At 65.8% G+C, this 18,189-nt stretch carries 18 protein-coding genes; 7 read left to right on the top strand and 11 right to left on the bottom strand.

All coding sequences use genetic code 11. The features are described 5' to 3' along the window. Nucleotides 1–118 precede the first annotated feature (118 nt). A complete protein-coding gene (locus tag ASE69_RS12925) occupies nt 119–1,750 on the top strand; it encodes a M28 family peptidase (protein ID WP_056487291.1) in 1,632 nt (543 codons plus the stop codon). A 1-nt stretch (nt 1,751) separates the two neighbouring features. Further along, on the top strand, nt 1,752–2,726 hold the full coding sequence (locus ASE69_RS12920; protein WP_056487288.1) for an agmatine deiminase family protein: 975 nt from the start codon (nt 1,752–1,754) through the stop codon (nt 2,724–2,726). A gap of 123 nt (nt 2,727–2,849) precedes the next feature. Here the strand turns inward: ASE69_RS12920 and ASE69_RS12915 are convergent, their stop codons facing one another. The 11 genes from ASE69_RS12915 to coxB all read right to left on the bottom strand — a co-directional run bounded on the left by ASE69_RS12915 (nt 2,850) and on the right by coxB (nt 13,820). Continuing rightward, nucleotides 2,850–3,719 (bottom strand): class I SAM-dependent methyltransferase, encoded by an 870-nt coding sequence (locus ASE69_RS12915; protein WP_056487286.1) that lies wholly within the window; start codon nt 3,717–3,719, stop codon nt 2,850–2,852. Continuing rightward, nucleotides 3,716–5,116, bottom strand: a complete 1,401-nt coding sequence (thrC, locus tag ASE69_RS12910) for a threonine synthase (RefSeq protein WP_056487283.1) — start codon at nt 5,114–5,116, stop codon at nt 3,716–3,718. Before thrC ends, ASE69_RS12915 begins: the two co-directional genes overlap by 4 nt. Before the next feature lie 131 nt (nt 5,117–5,247). Beyond that, nucleotides 5,248–5,859, bottom strand: coding sequence for an SURF1 family cytochrome oxidase biogenesis protein (locus ASE69_RS12905; RefSeq protein ID WP_414883066.1), 612 nt, complete (start codon nt 5,857–5,859; stop codon nt 5,248–5,250). Further along, nucleotides 5,856–6,239 (bottom strand): DUF983 domain-containing protein, encoded by a 384-nt coding sequence (locus tag ASE69_RS12900; RefSeq protein ID WP_056487280.1) that lies wholly within the window; start codon nt 6,237–6,239, stop codon nt 5,856–5,858. Before ASE69_RS12900 ends, ASE69_RS12905 begins: the two co-directional genes overlap by 4 nt. Before the next feature lie 274 nt (nt 6,240–6,513). Further along, a complete protein-coding gene (locus ASE69_RS12895; RefSeq protein WP_056487275.1) occupies nt 6,514–7,440 on the bottom strand; it encodes a cytochrome c oxidase subunit 3 in 927 nt (308 codons plus the stop codon). A 30-nt stretch (nt 7,441–7,470) separates the two neighbouring features. Beyond that, the gene (locus ASE69_RS12890; protein WP_056487272.1) at nt 7,471–8,022 is read right to left on the bottom strand and encodes a cytochrome c oxidase assembly protein; all 552 of its coding nucleotides are present in this window, start codon (nt 8,020–8,022) and stop codon (nt 7,471–7,473) included. Further along, on the bottom strand, nt 8,022–8,171 hold the full coding sequence (locus ASE69_RS22605) for a hypothetical protein (protein ID WP_167397693.1): 150 nt from the start codon (nt 8,169–8,171) through the stop codon (nt 8,022–8,024). The genes ASE69_RS12890 and ASE69_RS22605 overlap by 1 nt, the downstream gene beginning before the upstream one ends. Continuing rightward, entirely contained in the window at nt 8,168–9,067 is a 900-nt protein-coding gene (locus ASE69_RS12885) for a heme o synthase (RefSeq protein WP_056487269.1), read from the bottom strand. The genes ASE69_RS22605 and ASE69_RS12885 overlap by 4 nt, the downstream gene beginning before the upstream one ends. A 54-nt stretch (nt 9,068–9,121) precedes the next feature. Further along, nucleotides 9,122–10,594, bottom strand: a complete 1,473-nt coding sequence (locus ASE69_RS12880; RefSeq protein WP_056487268.1) for a hypothetical protein — start codon at nt 10,592–10,594, stop codon at nt 9,122–9,124. A gap of 405 nt (nt 10,595–10,999) precedes the next feature. Beyond that, nucleotides 11,000–12,664 (bottom strand): cytochrome c oxidase subunit I, encoded by a 1,665-nt coding sequence (ctaD, locus tag ASE69_RS12875; protein ID WP_056487266.1) that lies wholly within the window; start codon nt 12,662–12,664, stop codon nt 11,000–11,002. A 1-nt stretch (nt 12,665) separates the two neighbouring features. Continuing rightward, nucleotides 12,666–13,820: a cytochrome c oxidase subunit II gene (coxB, locus tag ASE69_RS12870; protein ID WP_235518716.1), complete on the bottom strand. Its 1,155-nt coding sequence runs from the start codon at nt 13,818–13,820 to the stop codon at nt 12,666–12,668. A gap of 251 nt (nt 13,821–14,071) precedes the next feature. Between coxB and pyrE the strand changes: the two genes are divergently transcribed. The 5 genes from pyrE (at nt 14,072) to ASE69_RS12845 (ending at nt 18,054) form a co-directional block, all read left to right on the top strand. Continuing rightward, a complete protein-coding gene (gene pyrE, locus ASE69_RS12865) occupies nt 14,072–14,656 on the top strand; it encodes an orotate phosphoribosyltransferase (RefSeq protein WP_056487261.1) in 585 nt (194 codons plus the stop codon). Next, entirely contained in the window at nt 14,653–15,381 is a 729-nt protein-coding gene (locus tag ASE69_RS12860) for a pyridoxine 5'-phosphate synthase (RefSeq protein ID WP_056487259.1), read from the top strand. Before pyrE ends, ASE69_RS12860 begins: the two co-directional genes overlap by 4 nt. Before the next feature lie 168 nt (nt 15,382–15,549). After that, complete coding sequence (acpS, locus tag ASE69_RS12855; protein ID WP_056066237.1) at nt 15,550–15,984, top strand: holo-ACP synthase; 435 nt, start codon at nt 15,550–15,552, stop codon at nt 15,982–15,984. After that, nucleotides 15,981–16,976: a signal peptidase I gene (gene lepB / locus ASE69_RS12850; RefSeq protein ID WP_082453113.1), complete on the top strand. Its 996-nt coding sequence runs from the start codon at nt 15,981–15,983 to the stop codon at nt 16,974–16,976. The genes acpS and lepB overlap by 4 nt, the downstream gene beginning before the upstream one ends. Nucleotide 16,977: 1 nt before the next feature. Next, nucleotides 16,978–18,054, top strand: coding sequence for an AI-2E family transporter (locus ASE69_RS12845; protein WP_056487256.1), 1,077 nt, complete (start codon nt 16,978–16,980; stop codon nt 18,052–18,054). Nucleotides 18,055–18,189 lie beyond the last annotated feature (135 nt).

Here is an 18,189-nt window from a genome sequence, read left to right as displayed (position 1 = left end):
TCCCCCCAATGTCCCCATGGGGTATCCTATCGACGCCGGGCAGCACGGCAAGAGCAGCGGCGCTTGCGCGGTATCGGGCGCACTGCCAAAACGCGTATGACTTAACGGGGATATGTAGATGCGCGCTGCCATTTTGCCTTTGCTGCTGCTCGGGACCGCCGCGTCCGCGCAGATCACCCCTGCGATCTCGGTCGAGACGTTGAAGACCGTCACGCAGGTGCTGTCGTCGGACGCCTACGAGGGCCGCGCGCCGACTACGCCTGCGGAGGCGAAGACGGTCGCGTATATCGTCGAGCGGATGAAGGCGGCGGGGTTGAAGCCCGGTAATAAGGGATCGTGGACGCAGGATGTGCCGATGGTGGAAATCACCGCGGGCAACGTCGCGCCGTTCAGCTTCACCGGCGGCAAGGCACCGGTCAGTCTCGCCTATCGCACCGACATGGTCGCGGGCACGTACCGCGTGGCGCCGAAGTCCGCGGTAGCTAACAGCGACGTGGTATTCGTCGGCTACGGCATCACCGCGCCCGAGAAGGGCTGGGACGATTATGCCGGCACCGACGTGAAGGGGAAGACGGTGGTCATCCTCATCAACGACGCGGACTGGCAGACGATGTCGCGCGAGGGGCCGTTCGAAGGCCGGGCGATGACGTGGTACGGGCGCTGGCCGTACAAGTTCGAGAATGCGGCGAAGCATGGCGCGGCGGCGGCGATCATCGTCCACGATACCGAGCCGGCGGCGTATCCGTGGGCTGTCGTGCAGTCGTCGTGGACCGGGCCGCAGCTCGAGCTGGACGAGAAGGGCGATCATCTCGACCAGTCGCAGATCGTAGGCTGGATGCAGAAGCCCGCGGCGGAGCGCGTGTTCGCGAGCGCGGGCAAGGATTACGCGGCGCTGGCAGCTGCGGCGAAGGTGAAGGGGTTCAAGGCGGTCCCGCTCGGGCTGAAGTTCGCGGGCGGGTTCGACAACACGATCAAGCGGCAGGCGTCTAAGAACGTGATCGGTGTTCTGCCGGGGACGGCAGCTCCCAACGACTACGTGATGTATTCGGCGCATTGGGATCACCTCGGGCGCTGCGACGCGGTCGATGGCGACGACATCTGCAATGGCGCGGCGGACAATGCGAGTGGGGTCGCCGGGCTTGTTGCGTTGGCCGAGGCTCAGGTGAAGGCGGGGCCGGCCAAGCGCTCGATCGCGTTCCTGGCGGTGACGGCGGAAGAGTCCGGGCTGCTCGGGTCGCGCTATTATGCCGAGCATCCGATCTATCCGCTCGCGCATACCGTCGGCGGGGTGAACATGGATGTGTTGAACGTCGACGGGCGGGCGAAGGACTTTGTGCTGACCGGCGCGGGGAAATCCGAGATCGAGGATCTGGTGCAGCCGTTCGTCGCTGCCGAGGGCCGCGTGATCGGCGTCGAGGCGAACCCGGAGCGCGGCGGCTACTACCGGTCGGATCACTTCAGTTTCGCCAAGCTGGGCGTGCCGATGCTCGATGGCGGCAGCGGCGAGGACCTTGTCGTCGGTGGAACGGCTGCGGGACATGCGGCGCGCGAGGATTATGTCGCGCATCGCTATCACAAGCCGGCGGACGAATATGACGCCAAGTGGGACTGGTCGGGCGCGGTCGAGGATTTGACGATCTATTACGGGCTCGGGCGCAAGCTCGCGGACGATACCAGTCTGTGGCCGAACTGGTATAAGACCGCCGAATTCCGCGGCATCCGTGACCGCGATCGCGCAGGAGCCAAGTAACGTGACCACATCCGCCGTCTCGACCCCAGCCGAATGGGCGCACCACAAGGCCGTCTGGATCGGCTTTCCGAGCCATGCGGACCTGTGGCTGGAGGATCTGGAGCCCGCGCGGGACGAGGTCGTCGCGTTTGCCAAGGCAGTACATGCCGGCGGCAAGGGCGAGACGGTGATTCTGGTCGCGGCCGATGTCGGGTCGGCGACCACCGCCAAGAAGCTGGCGCCGTTCGCGGACGTGGTGGTCGAGCCGTTCGGCGATATCTGGCTGCGCGATACCGCGCCGATCATCGTCGGCGACGGCAGCGCGCGCGACTTCCGGTTCAACGGCTGGGGCGGGAAGTACGACCTGCCCGGCGATGATACGATCGGGCAGCGGCTGGCGGAGAGCCGGAACACGCAAGTCGAGGCGTGCGACTGGGTTCTCGAGGGCGGCGCGATCGACGGCGACGGTACCGGGACGGTCGTCACGACGCAGCAGTGCCTGCTCAACCGCAACCGTAATCCTTCGCTGACCAAGGCTGAGATCGAGGCGCGGCTGGCGTCGGATCTTGGCTACACTCGCGTGGTGTGGCTGGGCGACGGGCTGGTTAACGATCATACCGATGGCCATGTCGACAACCTTGCGCGGTTCGTCGGTGAGGGTCGCGTGGCGATCCCCAAGGCGACCGACAACGATCCGAACTGGCAGGTGTACCAGAACGCCGCGCGGGACGCCGAAGCGGCTGGGCTGGAGGTGGTGACGATCCCGTCGCCGGGCCGAGTGCTGCGCGACGAGGAGGTCGTGCCGGCGAGCTATATGAACTTCTACATTGGTAACGCCGCGGTGGTGGTGCCGTTGTATGGGGCCGAAAACGATGCGGCGGCGGTGGTGGCGATCCAGGCGCTGTTCCCGGACCGTGAGGTTGTGGGACAGCGCGCGGATCATATTTTGACGGGCGGCGGGAGCTTCCACTGCATCTCGCAGCAGATTCCGGGGTAATCTTCTGCTCCCCTCCCTGGAAGGGAGGGGCCGGGGGTGGGTCGGCCTGGGGCGGGTACCGGTGCTCCCCCAACCGGCCGACCCACCCCTAACCCCTCCCTTCCAGGGAGGGGGATGCCTGACTCAGCGGCTCCAGCGGGCCCAGATCGCGGTGGGGAGGACTAGCCCCCGCGCTTCTTCGCGGACGCCGAGTTCGCCGACTTCGACCTTGCCGGGCAGGTCCGCGAACACTTGGTTCAACAGTTCGCCAATCGCGAGCGCTGACATGCGGACGGCGTAGACCGTCAGGAACAGGAACCGCGAGTTCTCGTCGAGTAGCTTCCGGCAATCGGCGATGAGCTTCGGCAGGTCTTCCTCCAGCCGCCACACCTCACCCTCAGGTCCACGCCCATATTTCGGCGGATCGAGCAAAATCCCGTCATACCGCCGCCCCCGCCGAACCTCGCGCGCGACGAACTTCGCCGCATCATCCGTCATCCAGCGGATCGGTGCGTCGGCCATGCCCGACAGTTTCGCGTTGGCCTTGGCCGCCTCGACCGACTTTTTCGACGCATCGACGTGGACCATGCGGACGCCCTTGGTCGCCATCGCCAGCGTGCCGACGCCGGTATAGCCGAACAGGTTCATGCATTCGGGCGAGTCGAGCCCCGCCACGCGCTCGCGCATCCAGCTCCAGACCGGCGCCATGTCGGGGAAGAAACCGAGGTGGCGGAACGGGGTGGTCTGCGCGGTGTACGACACCTCGTTCCACTTGAGCGTCCAGCCTTCGCGGGGGACGGGCTCCGAAAACTCCCAGCGGCCGCCGCCGTCTTCGTCGGAACCGGGGACGAATTCGCCCTGCGCCTGCCAGTCGGTTGAGGCGGGCGCCCACATCGCCTGCGGCTCGGGGCGGATGAAGCGGAAGCGGCCGTAGCGTTCGAGCTTCTTGCCGTGGCCGGAGTCGACGAGGCCGTAATCCGCCCAGGGTTCGCCGATGAGGGTATGTAGCTTCATGCCGACGGCTTCGCGCGCTCGGTGATGTAGGCGGTAATCGCGTCGAACGTCGCTGGCAGCGTGGCGTAGCGCTCCTCGCGGTCGAACAGGTCGCCGACTCGCGCGGGCAGAGAGGGACGCACGCCAGTCGCGCGCTCGACCGCATCGCCGAACTTGGCGGGGTGCGCGGTGGCGAGCGTCACGATGGGAACGCCGGCGGGGACTTCGGTGCGCAGGGCTGCAGCGAGGCCGATCGCGGTGTGCGGGTCGATCACCTGGCCGGCGTGCTCATGTGCCCAGCGCATCGCCAAGGTCATGTCGTCGAGGTCGATGCGCTCACTCTGGAAGAGGGCCGAGGCACCCTGCGACTGTGCATTGGTGAGGCGCATGGCTCCCGAAGACTCGAAGTCGGCCATCTGTGCAGCGAGCGCTGCGCCGTCACGGTCGTCGAGATCGAACAACAGGCGTTCGAAGTTCGAGCTGACCTGGATGTCCATCGACGGGGTCGGGGTCTGCTGGACGCCGCCTTTCGAGTAATCGCCGGTGCTGAGCGCGCGGTGGAGGATGTCGTTGACGTTGGTCGCGACCACCAGCTTGGCCACCGGCAGCCCCATCTTCGCCGCGACATAGCCCGCGAACACGTCACCGAAATTGCCGGTCGGTACCGCGAACGCGACTTCGCGATCGGGCGCGCCGAGGCGGACGGCCGCGTAGAAGAAGTACACCACCTGCGCCATCAGGCGGGCCCAGTTGATCGAATTGACCGCGGACAGCGCGAACTTGGTCGAGAAGGCGCGGTCGTTGAACATCGCCTTCACGAGCGCCTGCGCATCGTCGAAGCTGCCCTCGATCGCGATGTTGTAGACGTTGGGGCTGAGCACCGTGGTCATCTGGCGGCGCTGCACGTCGGAGATGCGGCCGACCGGGTGGAGCATGAAGATGTCGATCCCCGCGCGCCCCGCGACCGCGTCGATCGCCGCCGAGCCGGTGTCGCCGCTGGTCGCGCCGACGATCGTCAGGCGCTTGTCCGTGCCGGCGAGGAAGCGCTCGAAGAACAGGCCGAGCAGCTGAAGCGCGACGTCCTTGAACGCGAGCGTGGGGCCGTGGAAGAGCTCAAGCAGCCACTGGTCGTGGTCGAGCTGTACGAGTGGGACGACTGCGGCGTGCGAGAACCGGCCATAGGCCTGTTCGCAGAGCGCCTTCAGTTCCTCGCGCGTCATCGCGTCCCCGACGAACGGGGCCATCACCGCGACGGCGGTGTCGACGTAGGATAGCCCGGCGAGCGCGGCGATCTCGTCGCGCGTCATCGTCGGCCACGCGTCGGGGAGGTAGAGGCCGCCATCGGAGGCGAGGCCGGCGAGCGTCGCCGCTTCGAAATCGAGGATCGGCGCCGAGCCGCGGGTGCTGATGTAACGCATGGCAAGCGGTTAGCGAATGGGGGGGGAGGCGACAAGCTGCCCGCACCGCTCGTTTTCCTGCGAACGCAGGAATCCAGGGTTACGGAGGAATGCGCGCGGTACCCTGGGCTCCTGCGTTCGCAGGAGAACGGCTAGCGCGGGCGGCGGCGGAGCGCGAGCGTGTAGATGATCGCGGCGATGGCGGCGAAGAAGAACCACTGGCCGGCATAGGCGAGGTGGTTGTTCGGGACCGAGGCGATGTCGGGCTTGCCGTTGGGGTTGAGACCCGCTTGTGGGGTATCAGCGACCAGCATCAGGCGCTGCGGGGTGTGATCGAACAGCGATCCGATCAGCGAGCGGCCGTCGGGGGCATGGCTGATGTAGCCGGAGACTTCGCCGCCGGCCCAGGCGACCTTGGCCATCGGATCGCGTGTGGTGCCGAGCTGGACGACCATGCCGGGACCTTCGGCGCCCGTCTTGCATTCGGCGATCGCGCGGAAACCGGATTTGCCGGCGCCAGCGAGTTTGATCTCAGTCGGCTGGAGGCAGAGGCCCGACGCGTGGCGGAACAGGAGCGTCTCGTCGGGGAAGCGCGGGAAGGCCATTGGCGGCTTGGCGGGGTTGGCGGCCAGCTGCGCGAGGAACGCTTCCTTTTTCGGGAGGCGGTCGAGCAGTTGCCACAGGCCGAGCGCGATCATCGCCGCGATCGCGAGCGTGACGAGGATGGTCGGTATTATTGGGATGCGTCGTGCGGGTCGGGTCACGGGTCGATTTGGCCTTCGCGGGCTGCATTGCGGTATTCGGCGGAGATGAGCGCGCCCTTGGCTGCTCTTAGTGAGAGCACGACGCCGCCTGCGGTGAAGGGGATCCAGATCAGCATGTGCAGCCAGAGTGGCGGGTGGGCCTTAAGTTCGAGCGTGATCGCGAGGGCCACGACCAGCGCGCCTAGGATCAGGGTCAGGAAGGCCGCGGGGCCATCGCCAACGTTGAACTTGCTGAAGTCGAGACCGCAGTTCGAGCAGCGATCGGCGAAGTTGGACCATTTGGCGAAGAGCGTGGGCTTACCGCAGCGGGGGCATAGGCCTTTCAGCGCGACCTGCGCGATCGTGGGGGCGTTGGCGAGTGGGTATGGATCTTCGGTCATCGCTTTATTGAGCCCCGCCTCATTTGTATCCCCGCGAAGGCGGGGACCCAGACTGGGCTCCCGCCTTCGCAGTAGAACACGGTAAGGGAGCGACGGTTGGTTCGCGTTCGTGCTGCATCCAAAACCGCCGCCGCCCCGTCGAAGGCCAGGGCCCAATCGGGGGACGCCGCTAACTGCGGACAGCGCTTCGTTACTGCAGCCTTCCCAACTGGGCCCCGGCCTTCGCCGGGGTGGTAGCCGCCGAGGTGGCGGCCAGAGATGAGCTGGTAGTCGCTCAACCGCCGTGGACGGGGGCGCCCCAGCCGCCCCAGACGTAGACGGTGACGAACAGGAACAGCCACACGACGTCGACGAAATGCCAGTACCACGCCGCCGCTTCGAAGCCGAAATGCTGGCGTGGGGTAAAGTCGCCGCGATAGGCGCGGACCAGGCAGACGATCAGGAAGATCGTGCCGATCAGCACGTGGAACCCGTGGAAGCCGGTCGCCATGAAGAACGATGCGCCGTAGTTGATCCCCTTGAACGGGAACGGCGCGTGGGCATACTCGTACGCCTGGATCGAGCTGAACAGCACGCCGAGGATTACCGTCAGCCACAGGCCCTTGAGCACGCCGTCTCGGTTGCCGACGCCGATCATGCCCCAGAGCCCGGTCTTCTCGCCGCCGCGCTGGTTGTGGATCAGCGCGTGGTGCGCCCAGGTCACCGTCGTGCCCGAGGTCAGCAGGATCAGCGTGTTAAGCAGGGGCAGTTCGAACGGGTTGATGACCGTCAGGCCCTTTGGCGGCCACTGCGCCACGATCGCCGCGCCGCCTTCGACGGCGCGCGTGACGGTGCCGTCGGCGAACGTCATCGCGGTCGGGAACAGCGAGAAGTCGAAGAATGCCCAGAACCAGCCGACGAAGAACATCACTTCGGAGGCGATGAACAGGATCATGCCGTAGCGGAAATGGAGCTGGACGACGGGAGTGTGATCGCCCGCGCGGGCCTCGTGCACGACCTGCGTCCACCAGGAATACATCGTGAAGAGCACGCCTGCGAGGCCGATGAAGAACACCCAGCCGCCGCCGTTGGGCTTGTCGATATGGCCGCCGTGCATCCACATGATGCCGCCGACCGCCATGATCAGCGCCGAGAACGATCCGACCAGCGGCCAGATGCTCGGCGGCAGGATGTGGTAATCATGGTTCTTGGCGCCGGCCATCGGTACTCCCCTATTTTCTTTGGCGACGTTCTAGCTGGCTGTTTTCGCAGAATCCACCGGGTAAAACGTATAGCTGAGCGTGATCGTCTGGATGTCGGCAGCGTCGGGGTCCGTCAGAATCTTCGGATCGACGAAGAAGATCACCGGCATCCGCGCGGTCTCGCCGGGTTTCAGCGTCTGCTGCGTGAAGCAGAAGCACTGGATCTTGGTGAAATACTTGCCGGCCTGCGCGGGCTGGACGTTGAACGTCGCGGTGCCCGTCAGCGGCTTGTTCGAGGTGTTCGTGGCGGTGAAGAATGCCATGTCCCGCGCGCCGATATCGACCGTGTCCGAGCGATTCTCGGGCGTGAACCTCCACGGCAGCTTGGGGCTGACGTTGGTGTCGAAGTCTATCGTGAGCTTGTGATCAACCGCGCCGGGGGCGGCCAGCCCGCGGTTGGTGGTACCGTTGAGCCCGGTCGCGGCGCAGAACAGGCGGTAGAGCGGCACGCTGGCCCAGGCGAGCCCGGTCATGAAGCAGATGAAGAGCACCGCGAGCGCCGCGGTACGGTTGGTGCGCGACATGGCCTTCCAGCCGGCCATCAGTGCGGCATGCCTGCGCGGATCTTGGCGATCGAGATCGCGAAGACGAGGATGACGAACGCCCCAAGCAGTATGGCCATGACGCGCGCGCGACCGCGCTGGCGGCTGCGGATCAGGTCTTCGTCGCGGATGGGATCGGGCATGCTCATGCGAACCACCGATCGACGACCAGCGCGCCGAACATCACGAACAGATACAGGATCGAGTATTTGAACAAGGCCTTCTCCGGTTTCATCGCATCGTCGGCATGCGTGGTGCGCTTCGTGACGCGGACGGCGAGCAGTGCGAACCAGCCGGTCAGCAGGACGGCCGCGATGCCGTAGATCGGACCGGTGAGCCCAAGCGGCCAGGGCAGGATCGCGACCGCCGCCATCGGGATCGTGTAGAGCCCGATCTGCGTCCGCGTGGTCCGCTCGCCCGACACGACGGGAAGCATCGGCACCCCTGCGGCGGCGTAATCGCTCTTCATGAACAGCGCGAGCGCCCAGAAATGCGGCGGCGTCCAGAGGAACACGAACAGGAACAGCAGGACGGGGAGCAGCGCGATATCGCCGGTCGCCGCGGCCCAGCCGATCAATGGCGGGAACGCGCCCGCGGCACCGCCTATGACGATGTTCTGCGGCGTCCGGCGCTTCAGCCAGACGGTGTAGACGAGCACGTAGAACAGGATCGAGACGGTCAGGATCGCGGCTGCGACGAGGTTGACCGCGACGCCCATGAACAGCACTGAGAACGCGCCGAGCCCTACGCCGAAATGGAGCGCGGCCTGACGGTCCATCCGGCCGTCGGGCAGCGGGCGTTTCTGTGTGCGGCGCATGACCGCGTCGATGTCCGACTCGTACCATTGGTTGAGCGCGCCCGCCGCGCCTGCACCGAGCGCGATGCAGAGGATCGCGGTGAAGCCGATCACCGGATGCACCGAGGTTGGCGCGGCAAGCATGCCGCATAGCCCGGTGAAGACGACGAGCGTCATCACGCGCGGCTTGGTCAGCGCAAGGAAATCGCGCCAATGCGCCGGTGGCAGGAGGGGGGTGGCAGGAGTCATGGTTCGGGTACGCTATACGCGTTGCGGCGGAGGTCGGAAAGCCTTCGTGATGGCTCAGCGGTTTGCCCGGTGCGTGGGTATGGCTTGGTGAATGACCGCGGTATCGTCCGCGTAGATCCGCCGCCAATTGGGGTCATGGTCGAGCAAGCGGACCAGCGGCGAGCGTGGCGGCAGGATGGTCCAGCCGAAATGCCATGTCGCATTCGCCGCATGCCAGCGATCCGCGTCGCCGCGGGCAATCGCAAAATAGTCGAGCGTGAAGGCGTCGCCGTACATGTCGGTTCGCCCGTCGATATATGGACGGATGCCCGCGAGGATCAGTGACCCGCCGAAGCCGTATTCGTTGAAGACGCGCTGGTGGCGTAGCGCGGGCGGCAGATGCGCGAGCGCGCGGACGGGAATGCCCTTGGTTTCCGTGCGAACGACCGGCACTGCCACGCGATAGGCTGTGAGACCGACTGCAAGCGCGAATACCAGAATGGCAACGATCGGTTGCTCTGAGCCACGGGTAAGGGGTTTCGAAAAGCTGGTATCGCGGTAGCGCCACGCGCGGCCAAGTGGCTTGGCCAACACGAGAATGCCGACGGTCACCAGGATGATTTCATGTCGAGTGTGTTGTAGCGTCATGTGGAGCATGCCGAGTACCAGCAGTAGGCGGATCGGTGGGATACGGATCGGCCGTGCCAGCAGGAACGCGAGGCTCGCGAGCAAGATCGCCTCGAAGCCGGAAAAGGTTCTGAAGTCGGACGGCTGCCATTCGTTGATCTGACCGAGCGCTTTCAGGTCGTTCAGATAAAATGGAAACGTCAGGCCGTGCACGCCCCACGGTGTGACGGCTGCGGCTATCGTCGCGCTAATTCCGAATAGGCCCCAGCGCTGAATCACGATGCGGCGGTCGGAGGGCTTGGCGGCCAGCAGCCCCTCTAGCGCGAACACGCCGACCAGCGCCAGTCCGAAGACGTAGCTGCCATGCGCATTCGCCCAGATCAACATTGCCGCCGCCATCGGCAGTGGTGGAGCTCGGTCGTGTTCGCGCGCGCGCAACAGCGCGATCGTCCAGCCGGCAAGGATCGGCAGCACCAGCATGTGCGGCCTTGCGATCAGCGACGGAAGTAGCCCGGTGGCGAGCAGCAGCAGCGCGATGATGCTTGCCCGCGCGCTCATCCAGCGGCTGAGTTCAGCCGCTACCAGCGCGAACAGCGCCGCCATTGCCACGCCGACCAGGACGATCACGCCGCTCCAACCGCCCGCGCGGTAACTCGCGTACATCGCTACTTCGGATAGCCATTCGTGTGCGACCCAGGGACGGCCGACGACGCTGAACGAGAACGGATCGGTGGTCGGCACGGCTGCATGCGCGACGATCCAGGCACCGGCGACGAGATGCCAGCCGGTATCCCCGTCGCGCAGCATGGTGGGGACGATGATCGTGAACGCGAATGCGGCGAACGCGGAGAGCAGAGCGAAGGTCGAATAAGCGATGCCGGTTGGCGCGTCGGGGCGTACTGGGGGTGGCGCGCTGGGCATGACGCGGGGTTAGCGCGATTGTCCTGTGGAATGATGAATGTGAGGCGCTCGGGCTAGGATCTGGCCAGCCCTAGAAAAGCTGGGGTCTCGCTGGTGACACGCGAATGGAGGCACAGGGTGCGATCCCAACCCCGCTGGGAGGACGTATGCGGGGATGACGGCCGCGGGCGCTCGCTTCCTTCATTCCTAACGTGGGTCCCCTCCTTTGCGCGGAAACATCGTGGCACTGGGACGGCTATCCACGAAAACGCCCCGGGTTTCCCCGAGGCGTCTTTCTTTTTGGCTGGCCCCGACACGGGAGTAAATCCCGTGTCGTCGGACGCGGCGTTGCCGCGCCGGCCGGTCGGTCGGATGCGTGCCGCTGGGCCGCACCGGCGCGTAGCTGGGGCTACGCGGCCTCGCATCCTAATCTATCCGCGGCAGCGTCTCGAACTGGTGATACGGCGGGGGCGAGGAGATCGTCCACTCCAGCGTCGTCGCGCCGTCGCCCCAGGGGTTGTCGCCTGCCGGCTTGCCCGCGACCAGCGACCAGATCAGGTTGACGAAGAATACCACCATGCCTGCGGCCATGATCATGTAGCCGACCGAGGCGACCGTGTTCCAATGCTCGTATTCCGGCGTGTAGTCCGGGATGCGGCGCGGCATGCCCTGCAGGCCAAGGAAGTGCATTGGGAAGAACATCACGTTCACACCGACGAAGAACACCCAGAAGTGCAACTGGCCGAGGAACTCGTTGTACATTTTCCCCGTCATCTTCGGGAACCAGTAGTAGAACCCGGCGAACAGCGAGAAGACCGCACCCAGCGACAGCACGTAGTGGAAATGCGCCACCACGTAGTAGGTGTCCTGCATGTAATCGTCGATGCCGCCATTCGCGAGCACCACGCCGGTCACGCCGCCGACCGTGAACATGAAGATGAAGCCGATCGACCACACCATCGGCGTCTTGAAGGTCAGCGAGCCGCCCCACATCGTCGCGATCCAGGAGAAGATCTTGATGCCGGTCGGCACCGCGATGACCATCGTCGCCGCGGTGAAGTACATCTTGGTGTTCACGCTGAGGCCGGTGGTGAACATGTGGTGCGCCCACACGACGAACCCGACCACGCCGATCGCGACCATCGCATACGCCATGCCGAGATAACCGAACACCGGCTTGCGGCTGAACGTCGAGATGATCTGGCTGACGATGCCGAAGCCCGGCAGGATCATGATGTAGACTTCGGGATGGCCGAAGAACCAGAACAGATGCTGGTACAGGACGGGATCGCCGCCACCGGCCGGATCGAAGAACGTCGTGCCGAAATTGCGATCGGTCAGCAGCATCGTGATCGCCGCGGCGAGCACCGGCAGCGCGAGCAGCAGCAGGAACGCGGTGACGAGCATCGACCACACGAACAGCGGCATCTTGTGCAGCGTCATGCCGGGTGCGCGCATGTTGAAGATCGTCGTGATGAAGTTGATCGCGCCGAGGATCGACGACGCGCCGGCGAGATGCAGCGCGAGGATCGCCATGTCGGTCGACGGCCCGGGCTCGCCGTACGTCGAGAGCGGGGCGTACAGCGTCCAGCCGTTACCCGCACCACCGAAGAACGGCGAGGCCAGCAGTAGCGTGAAGGCCGGGATCAGCAGCCAGAACGACACGTTGTTCATGCGCGGGAACGCCATGTCCGGCGCACCGATCATGATCGGCACGAACCAGTTGCCGAACCCGCCGACCATCGCCGGCATGACCATGAAGAACACCATGATCAGGCCGTGCGCGGTGATCAACACGTTCCAGAGATGGAGCGACTCGTCGAGGCTGGCGGGGCCGCCGTGGAGCATGCTCGCCCAGCCCTGCAGATACTGGATACCGGGATGCGCGAGCTCGGCGCGCATAAGGCCCGAGACCGAGCCGCCGATGATCCCCGCGACGATCGCGAAGATCAGGTACAGCGTGCCGATGTCCTTGTGATTGGTCGACATGAACCAACGCGCGAAGAAGCCCGGCTTGTGATCGGTATCGTGGTGATGGTCGTGCGCTTCGTGAGACATGAAGGCCGACGGGGTGAGAGCGGTGTCGGTCATCTTACTGTCCCGCGTTGCCGGCGCCGGCCGGGTTTGAGGTCGCGCCCTGCGTCGTCGCGGGGGCTGCTGTTGTCACGTTCTCGACCGGGCCGGTGGCGTTGGCGGTTTCCGCGGCCTCCTCGACCTTCGCCGCGGAGCCGTCGGCGCCGGGCTGCGGGATGATCTTGTCGGACGCCTTGCCGGGGGTCGGCATCGTGCCGCCCTTGGCGCGGACCCACGCCGCGTATTCGGCGGGCGGAACCGCCTCGACCGCGATCGGCATATAACCGTGGCGCGCGCCGCAGAGCTCCGAGCATTGGCCGAAATACAGGCCGGGCTTTTCGATCGTGAAGCTGGTCTCGTTCAAACGGCCGGGGATCGCGTCGAGCTTGATCCAGAAGGCGGGGACCGCCCAGCTGTGGATTACGTCGTTCGAGGTGGTGATCAGGCGGATCGGCACGCCGACGGGAAGGACGATGCGGTTGTCGGTGGCGAGCAGCTTGGGGCCGTCGGCATCGGTACGGCCACGCTCGCCTGCGGCGACGTCAGCCTTTTCCTTCAGCATGTTGGCGGTGATCTCGAACCCGCCATTGTCTGGGTACTGATAGGTCCAATACCATTGGTTGCCGATCGCCTTCAGCGTCACCGCGCCCGACGGGGCCGGCTTGAACTGCGCTTGCAGCAGGCCGATCGAGGGGACCGCGATCAGGACGAGGATCACGACCGGCGCGAGCGTCCAGATGATCTCGATGAAGGTGTTGTGGCTGGTCTTCGACGCGACCGGGTTGCGTGCCTTGCGGTAGCGAAACGACACCCAGAACAGCAGCGCGAGGACGAACAGCGAGATGATCGTGATCGTCGGCACCAGGATCGAATTGTGCATCCAGTGCGCGAACTGGCCGTTCTTGGTGACCTGCGGCTGGAGCCCGAACAGGCCGTCCGTGGGCTGGCCGATCATCGGCTTGACCGTCATCGCGGGCGCACCGTCCATCGCGAGTTCGGGGCTGGACGGGTTGGCGGTGGGCGTTGCCGCGGCGGTCGTCGGCGCAGTGTTCGACACGCCCCCCGGAGCTGCAGCTGCTTGCGGTGCGGGTGCTGCTGACGTCGGCGTGGCAGCAGGCTGGGCCGCATGCCCGGCGACACCACCGAGACTCGCCAGTGCGAGCCCCGCTGCCATCGCAAATCCTCTCATCCCCATCTTGCGCATCGTTTTTCTTGACCCCGGTTTATAGCGAACCCGATTCCGGACGCGCGGATGTCTGCTTATGATTTGGGAAGAGCTATACCCAGCGGGGGGGCTTGCCTCAAGTCTTGTCTCTCACCGCCACCTCCAAACTTCGGGAGGAGTAGCAACGTGCCGGTTCTCGTTGCACGCGGTTTCGCGCGCTCGTATCAGCGCGGACAGACCATTTGGAGCGATGACCCGCGATGACCGAAGACGACGTGCTCGCCGAATTCCGCGCTGCAGAAGCGTTGCTCGAAGGGCATTTCATCCTGTCCTCCGGTTTGCGCAGTTCGCGCTACCTGCAATGCGCGCGGGTGTTGATGGACCCCGCAAGAGGCGCGCGTCTGGCCAAGGCGCTGGTCTCGATGATCCCGGACGAGATCTGTGCGCAGATCGGTGCGATCGTCTCGCCGGCGATGGGCGGCGTGATCGCGGGGCATGAGATGGCGCGGGCGCTCGGCGTCGAGGCGATGTTCCTCGAGCGGCCCGACGGCGTGTTCGAACTGCGCCGCGGGTTCCGCTTGGCGCCGGGGCAGCGCGTACTGATGATGGAGGACGTCGTCACCACCGGGCTGTCGTCGCGCGAGGCGATCGCGGCGATCGGGCGGGCTGGCGGCGTGACCGTCGCGGCGGCGGCCTTGGTCGATCGATCGAACGGGACGGCGGATCTGGGCGTGTCGTTCTTCCCCCTGATCCGGCTCGATGTGCCGACTTACCCGGCGGATGCGCTGCCGCCCGAACTGGCGGCGATCCCGGCGATCAAGCCCGGCAGCAGGGCTGCGGCATGAGCCGGGACCTGCGCCTTGGGGTGAACATCGATCACGTCGCGACCGTGCGGAATGCGCGGGGGGCAGGGTATCCCGATCCGGTGCGTGCGGCGCTGGTCGCGGCGGCGGCTGGAGCGGACGGGATTACCGCGCATCTGCGGGAAGATCGGCGGCACATCACCGACGACGACATCGCGCGGTTGTCGGCCGAACTTACGATCCCGCTCAACCTGGAGATGGCGGCGACCGACGAGATGCTCGGCATCGCGTTGCGCCACAAGCCGCACGCCGCGTGCATCGTGCCGGAAAAGCGCGAGGAACTCACCACCGAGGGCGGGCTCGACGTTGCCGGGCATTACGACCGGATGGCGCGGCTGGTCCATGCGCTGGCGGGGGCGGGCATCCGCGTTTCGCTGTTCATCGAACCCGACGCACGCCAGATCGAGGCGGCGGTGCGGCTCAAGGTGCCGGTGATCGAACTGCATACCGGGCTTTATGCCGAGCTGTGGGGCGAGGCGCGGACGGTCGAGCTTCGACGGCTGAGCGACGCAGCGGCGCTGGCGGCGAAGAACGGCATCGAGGTGCACGCCGGCCACGGGCTGACCTACGACAACGTCGCACCGATTGCGGCTATCCGGCAGGTTCGCGAGCTGAATATCGGGCACTTCCTGGTTGGCGAGGCGCTGTTCGTCGGGCTTGGCGAGGCGGTTCGGCTGATGCGTGAGGCTATGGATGCGGCGCGGTAAGTCAGAAGGTTTGTTCACGCGGAGACGCGGAGACGCGGAGCAGAAGGGGGTTGCCGGGAGCTGTCCTGCTTGCTTCTCACCTTCGCCGCGCTTGCGGCTCTCATACTCTCCGCGCCTCCGCGTCTCCGCGCGAACAAAACCTTTTGTCTTCCGACTCCAGGCCGTGTCGTGATTATCGGGCTCGGGTCCGACCTGTGTAATATCGAGCGGATCGCGGCGTCGGTCGAGCGGTTCGGGGAGCGGTTCGAGCAGCGGGTGTTTACCGATGTCGAGCGGGCTAAGGCGGCGCGGCGGCCTTTTACCAAGGCCGGCACGCTGGCGAAGCGGTTCGCGGCCAAGGAGGCGTTCTCTAAGGCGGTCGGGACGGGGTTTCGGGCGGGCGTGTTCATGCGCGACATCGGCGTGGTCAACGCCCCCAGCGGCGCGCCGACGCTGGCGTTGACCGGGGGCGCCAAAGCGAGGCTTGACGCGTTGACCCCCGAAGGCCACGCCGCGCGCGTGCATTTGACAATGACCGATGATCATCCGTGGGCGCAGGCCTTCGTGATCATCGAAGCCATACCTCTGATATCCCCGGACATGCGCCAGGATACGAACCGATGAAGGACGCGGCGTTGGACGGCAACGAGTTCCCCGAAAAGCCCCTCGCGCAGACCCCCCTTGCGCAGACCGGCGCGGCCGATACCGCGCCACTGGCCGGCACCACACCGGAAACGACACGCCGCCGCGGCACCGACTGGTGGGGCGAGGTGAAGGGGATCTTCTGGCTGATCTTGGTCGTGCTCGGCTTCCACAGCTTTATCGCCAAGCCCTTCTATATCCCCAGCGAATCAATGCTTCCCGGCCTGCGCATCGGCGACCGGCTGGTGGTGACCAAGTTCGCCTACGGCTGGTCGTTCGTGTCGCCGACGATCCCGAACCCGGTCGCGATCTTCAAGGGCGTGGTGCTGCGCCAGCAGGAAGACAGCTGGAGCGTGTCGCTGCCGTTCATCCACGGCCGCCTGTTCGGCTCGCTGCCGACGCGCGGCGACGTGGTGATCGTGACGCCGCCGGGCACGCATAACGACTATATCAAGCGCGTCATCGGCCTGCCGGGCGACAAGCTCGCCGTGCGCGGCGGGATCGTGTTCCTCAACGGCGTCGCGGTGAAGCGGGGTGCTCTCCACGACACGCTGATCCCGGTCGACACCAACAGCCCGTGCAGCGAGATCGACTATCCCGGCGCACGCGAGACGCTGCCCGACGGGCGCGCGATGTGCCGCCTGCCGACCTATACCGAGACGCTGCCGAACGGTCGCCGCTACGAGACGATCGATCTGGAATCGGACAGCCAAGGCGATAATTTCTCAGAGATCACGATCCCCGCGAACCACGTCTTCCTGATGGGCGACAATCGCGATCGCTCGGCCGACAGCCGGTTCGCGTTGAGCCAGCTCGGTCTTGGGGGACCGGTGCCGTACGAGAATCTCGGCGGTCGTGCGGAGTTCATCACCTTCAGCCTCGACGGCGATGCGACGTTCAATCCGCTGACGTGGTGGGGGTCATTGCGCTCGGATCGCGCGGGCACCTCGCTTCATCCCGCCAAGGTGAACTAAGATGGCCGAAACGAAGACGGTCGACGAACTGAGCCCGGTCGAGATGCGCGATCCGTTCCTGCGCAAGGAACTGAAGCGCGCGGCGATCTGGCTCGGGCTCGCCTGCGTGATCGCGCTGCTGATCGTGCTGGTCCAGCCGTTGCTGATCATCTTTGCCGGCGTCGTGTTCGCGGCCTTGCTAGATGGCGGCGTGCGGCTTCTCGGGCGGGTGCTGCCGATCGGACGTGGCTGGCGGCTGCTGATCGTCGTGCTGCTGACGTTCGCGTTCCTGGTCGGCACGTTCGTGCTGACTGGCGTGCAGGTCACGGAGCAGGTGACGCAACTGCGCTCGACGCTGGAATCACAGGCCAATCGTTTCACGGGCTATCTGACCTCGCAGGGGCTGATGCCGGGCGCGTCGGACGTCAACGGGATCGTCAAGCAGGCGCTCGGGTCGGTCGGGCGCGTGACGTCGTGGGTGGGCAGCGCGATCGGCGCGATCACCAGCATGTTCATGATCCTGATCCTCGGACTGTTCATCGCGATGGACCCGGGAACGTACTCGCGCGGGCTCCAGTGGATGGTGCCGCTCGACCTGCGCCCCGAGTTCGCCAGAACTTTGGTCAAGATGGGCGCGACGTTGCGGCGGTTGCTCGCCGGGCGCCTGCTGGGGATGGCGGTCGAGGGTGTAGCGAGCGGCATCGCGCTGGCGGTCGGCGGCGTGCCGATGGCAATGCTGCTGGGCATCATCGCGGGCATCCTGGCGTTCATCCCGAACGTCGGCGCGATCGTGACCGGCGTGCTAATGGTCGCGGTCGGGTTCAGCGCGGGTGTCGATACGGGGTATTGGGCGATCGGGACGTACCTCGTGGTGCAGACGATCGATGGCTATGTGATCGTGCCGATGGTGGCCAAGCGGACTGTGGATCTGCCACCGGCGTTGACCTTGGGTGCGCAGATTCTGGCGAGCGCGCTGTTCGGGATCCTGGGGCTGGCGCTGGCCGATCCGATGACCGCGATGATGAAGACTGCGCTGGAGCGGCGGTCGGAGCGGGAAGAGGAAAAGGCCGAGGCGGGTGAGGGTGAGGCTACGGCTTGATCAGCTATGGGTGCCCGTCCCAGTTAATCTGGGTTCAAGCTCCCATTCCGTCATCCCCGCGGACGCGGGGACCCATATCCTCCGAGGTTTGCCAGTATGGGTCCCCGCGTCCGCGGGGATGACGGGGGGTGAGGG

Origin of the sequence: Sphingomonas sp. Leaf208 (assembly GCF_001421415.1) — a bacterium.
In the GTDB taxonomy this organism is placed as follows: Bacteria; Pseudomonadota; Alphaproteobacteria; order Sphingomonadales; family Sphingomonadaceae; genus Sphingomonas.
The sequence above is the reverse complement of the archived record's forward strand: the minus strand, read 5'-3'. Positions and strand labels throughout refer to the sequence as shown.

What these genes read in the sequence shown, in the direction of transcription:
- ASE69_RS12925 (WP_056487291.1), top strand. Translation starts at nt 119, where the DNA reads ATGCGCGCTGCCATTTTGCCTTTGCTGCTGCTCGGGACCGCCGCGTCC.
- ASE69_RS12915 (WP_056487286.1), bottom strand. Translation starts at nt 3,719, where the DNA reads ATGAAGCTACATACCCTCATCGGCGAACCCTGGGCGGATTACGGCCTC.
- thrC (WP_056487283.1), bottom strand. Translation starts at nt 5,116, where the DNA reads ATGCGTTACATCAGCACCCGCGGCTCGGCGCCGATCCTCGATTTCGAA.
- ASE69_RS12900 (WP_056487280.1), bottom strand. Translation starts at nt 6,239, where the DNA reads ATGACCGAAGATCCATACCCACTCGCCAACGCCCCCACGATCGCGCAG.
- ASE69_RS12895 (WP_056487275.1), bottom strand. Translation starts at nt 7,440, where the DNA reads ATGGCCGGCGCCAAGAACCATGATTACCACATCCTGCCGCCGAGCATC.
- ASE69_RS12890 (WP_056487272.1), bottom strand. Translation starts at nt 8,022, where the DNA reads ATGGCCGGCTGGAAGGCCATGTCGCGCACCAACCGTACCGCGGCGCTC.
- ASE69_RS22605 (WP_167397693.1), bottom strand. Translation starts at nt 8,171, where the DNA reads ATGAGCATGCCCGATCCCATCCGCGACGAAGACCTGATCCGCAGCCGC.
- ASE69_RS12885 (WP_056487269.1), bottom strand. Translation starts at nt 9,067, where the DNA reads ATGACTCCTGCCACCCCCCTCCTGCCACCGGCGCATTGGCGCGATTTC.
- ASE69_RS12880 (WP_056487268.1), bottom strand. Translation starts at nt 10,594, where the DNA reads ATGCCCAGCGCGCCACCCCCAGTACGCCCCGACGCGCCAACCGGCATC.
- ctaD (WP_056487266.1), bottom strand. Translation starts at nt 12,664, where the DNA reads ATGACCGACACCGCTCTCACCCCGTCGGCCTTCATGTCTCACGAAGCG.
- coxB (WP_235518716.1), bottom strand. Translation starts at nt 13,820, where the DNA reads ATGGCAGCGGGGCTCGCACTGGCGAGTCTCGGTGGTGTCGCCGGGCAT.
- pyrE (WP_056487261.1), top strand. Translation starts at nt 14,072, where the DNA reads ATGACCGAAGACGACGTGCTCGCCGAATTCCGCGCTGCAGAAGCGTTG.
- ASE69_RS12860 (WP_056487259.1), top strand. Translation starts at nt 14,653, where the DNA reads ATGAGCCGGGACCTGCGCCTTGGGGTGAACATCGATCACGTCGCGACC.
- lepB (WP_082453113.1), top strand. Translation starts at nt 15,981, where the DNA reads ATGAAGGACGCGGCGTTGGACGGCAACGAGTTCCCCGAAAAGCCCCTC.
- ASE69_RS12845 (WP_056487256.1), top strand. Translation starts at nt 16,978, where the DNA reads ATGGCCGAAACGAAGACGGTCGACGAACTGAGCCCGGTCGAGATGCGC.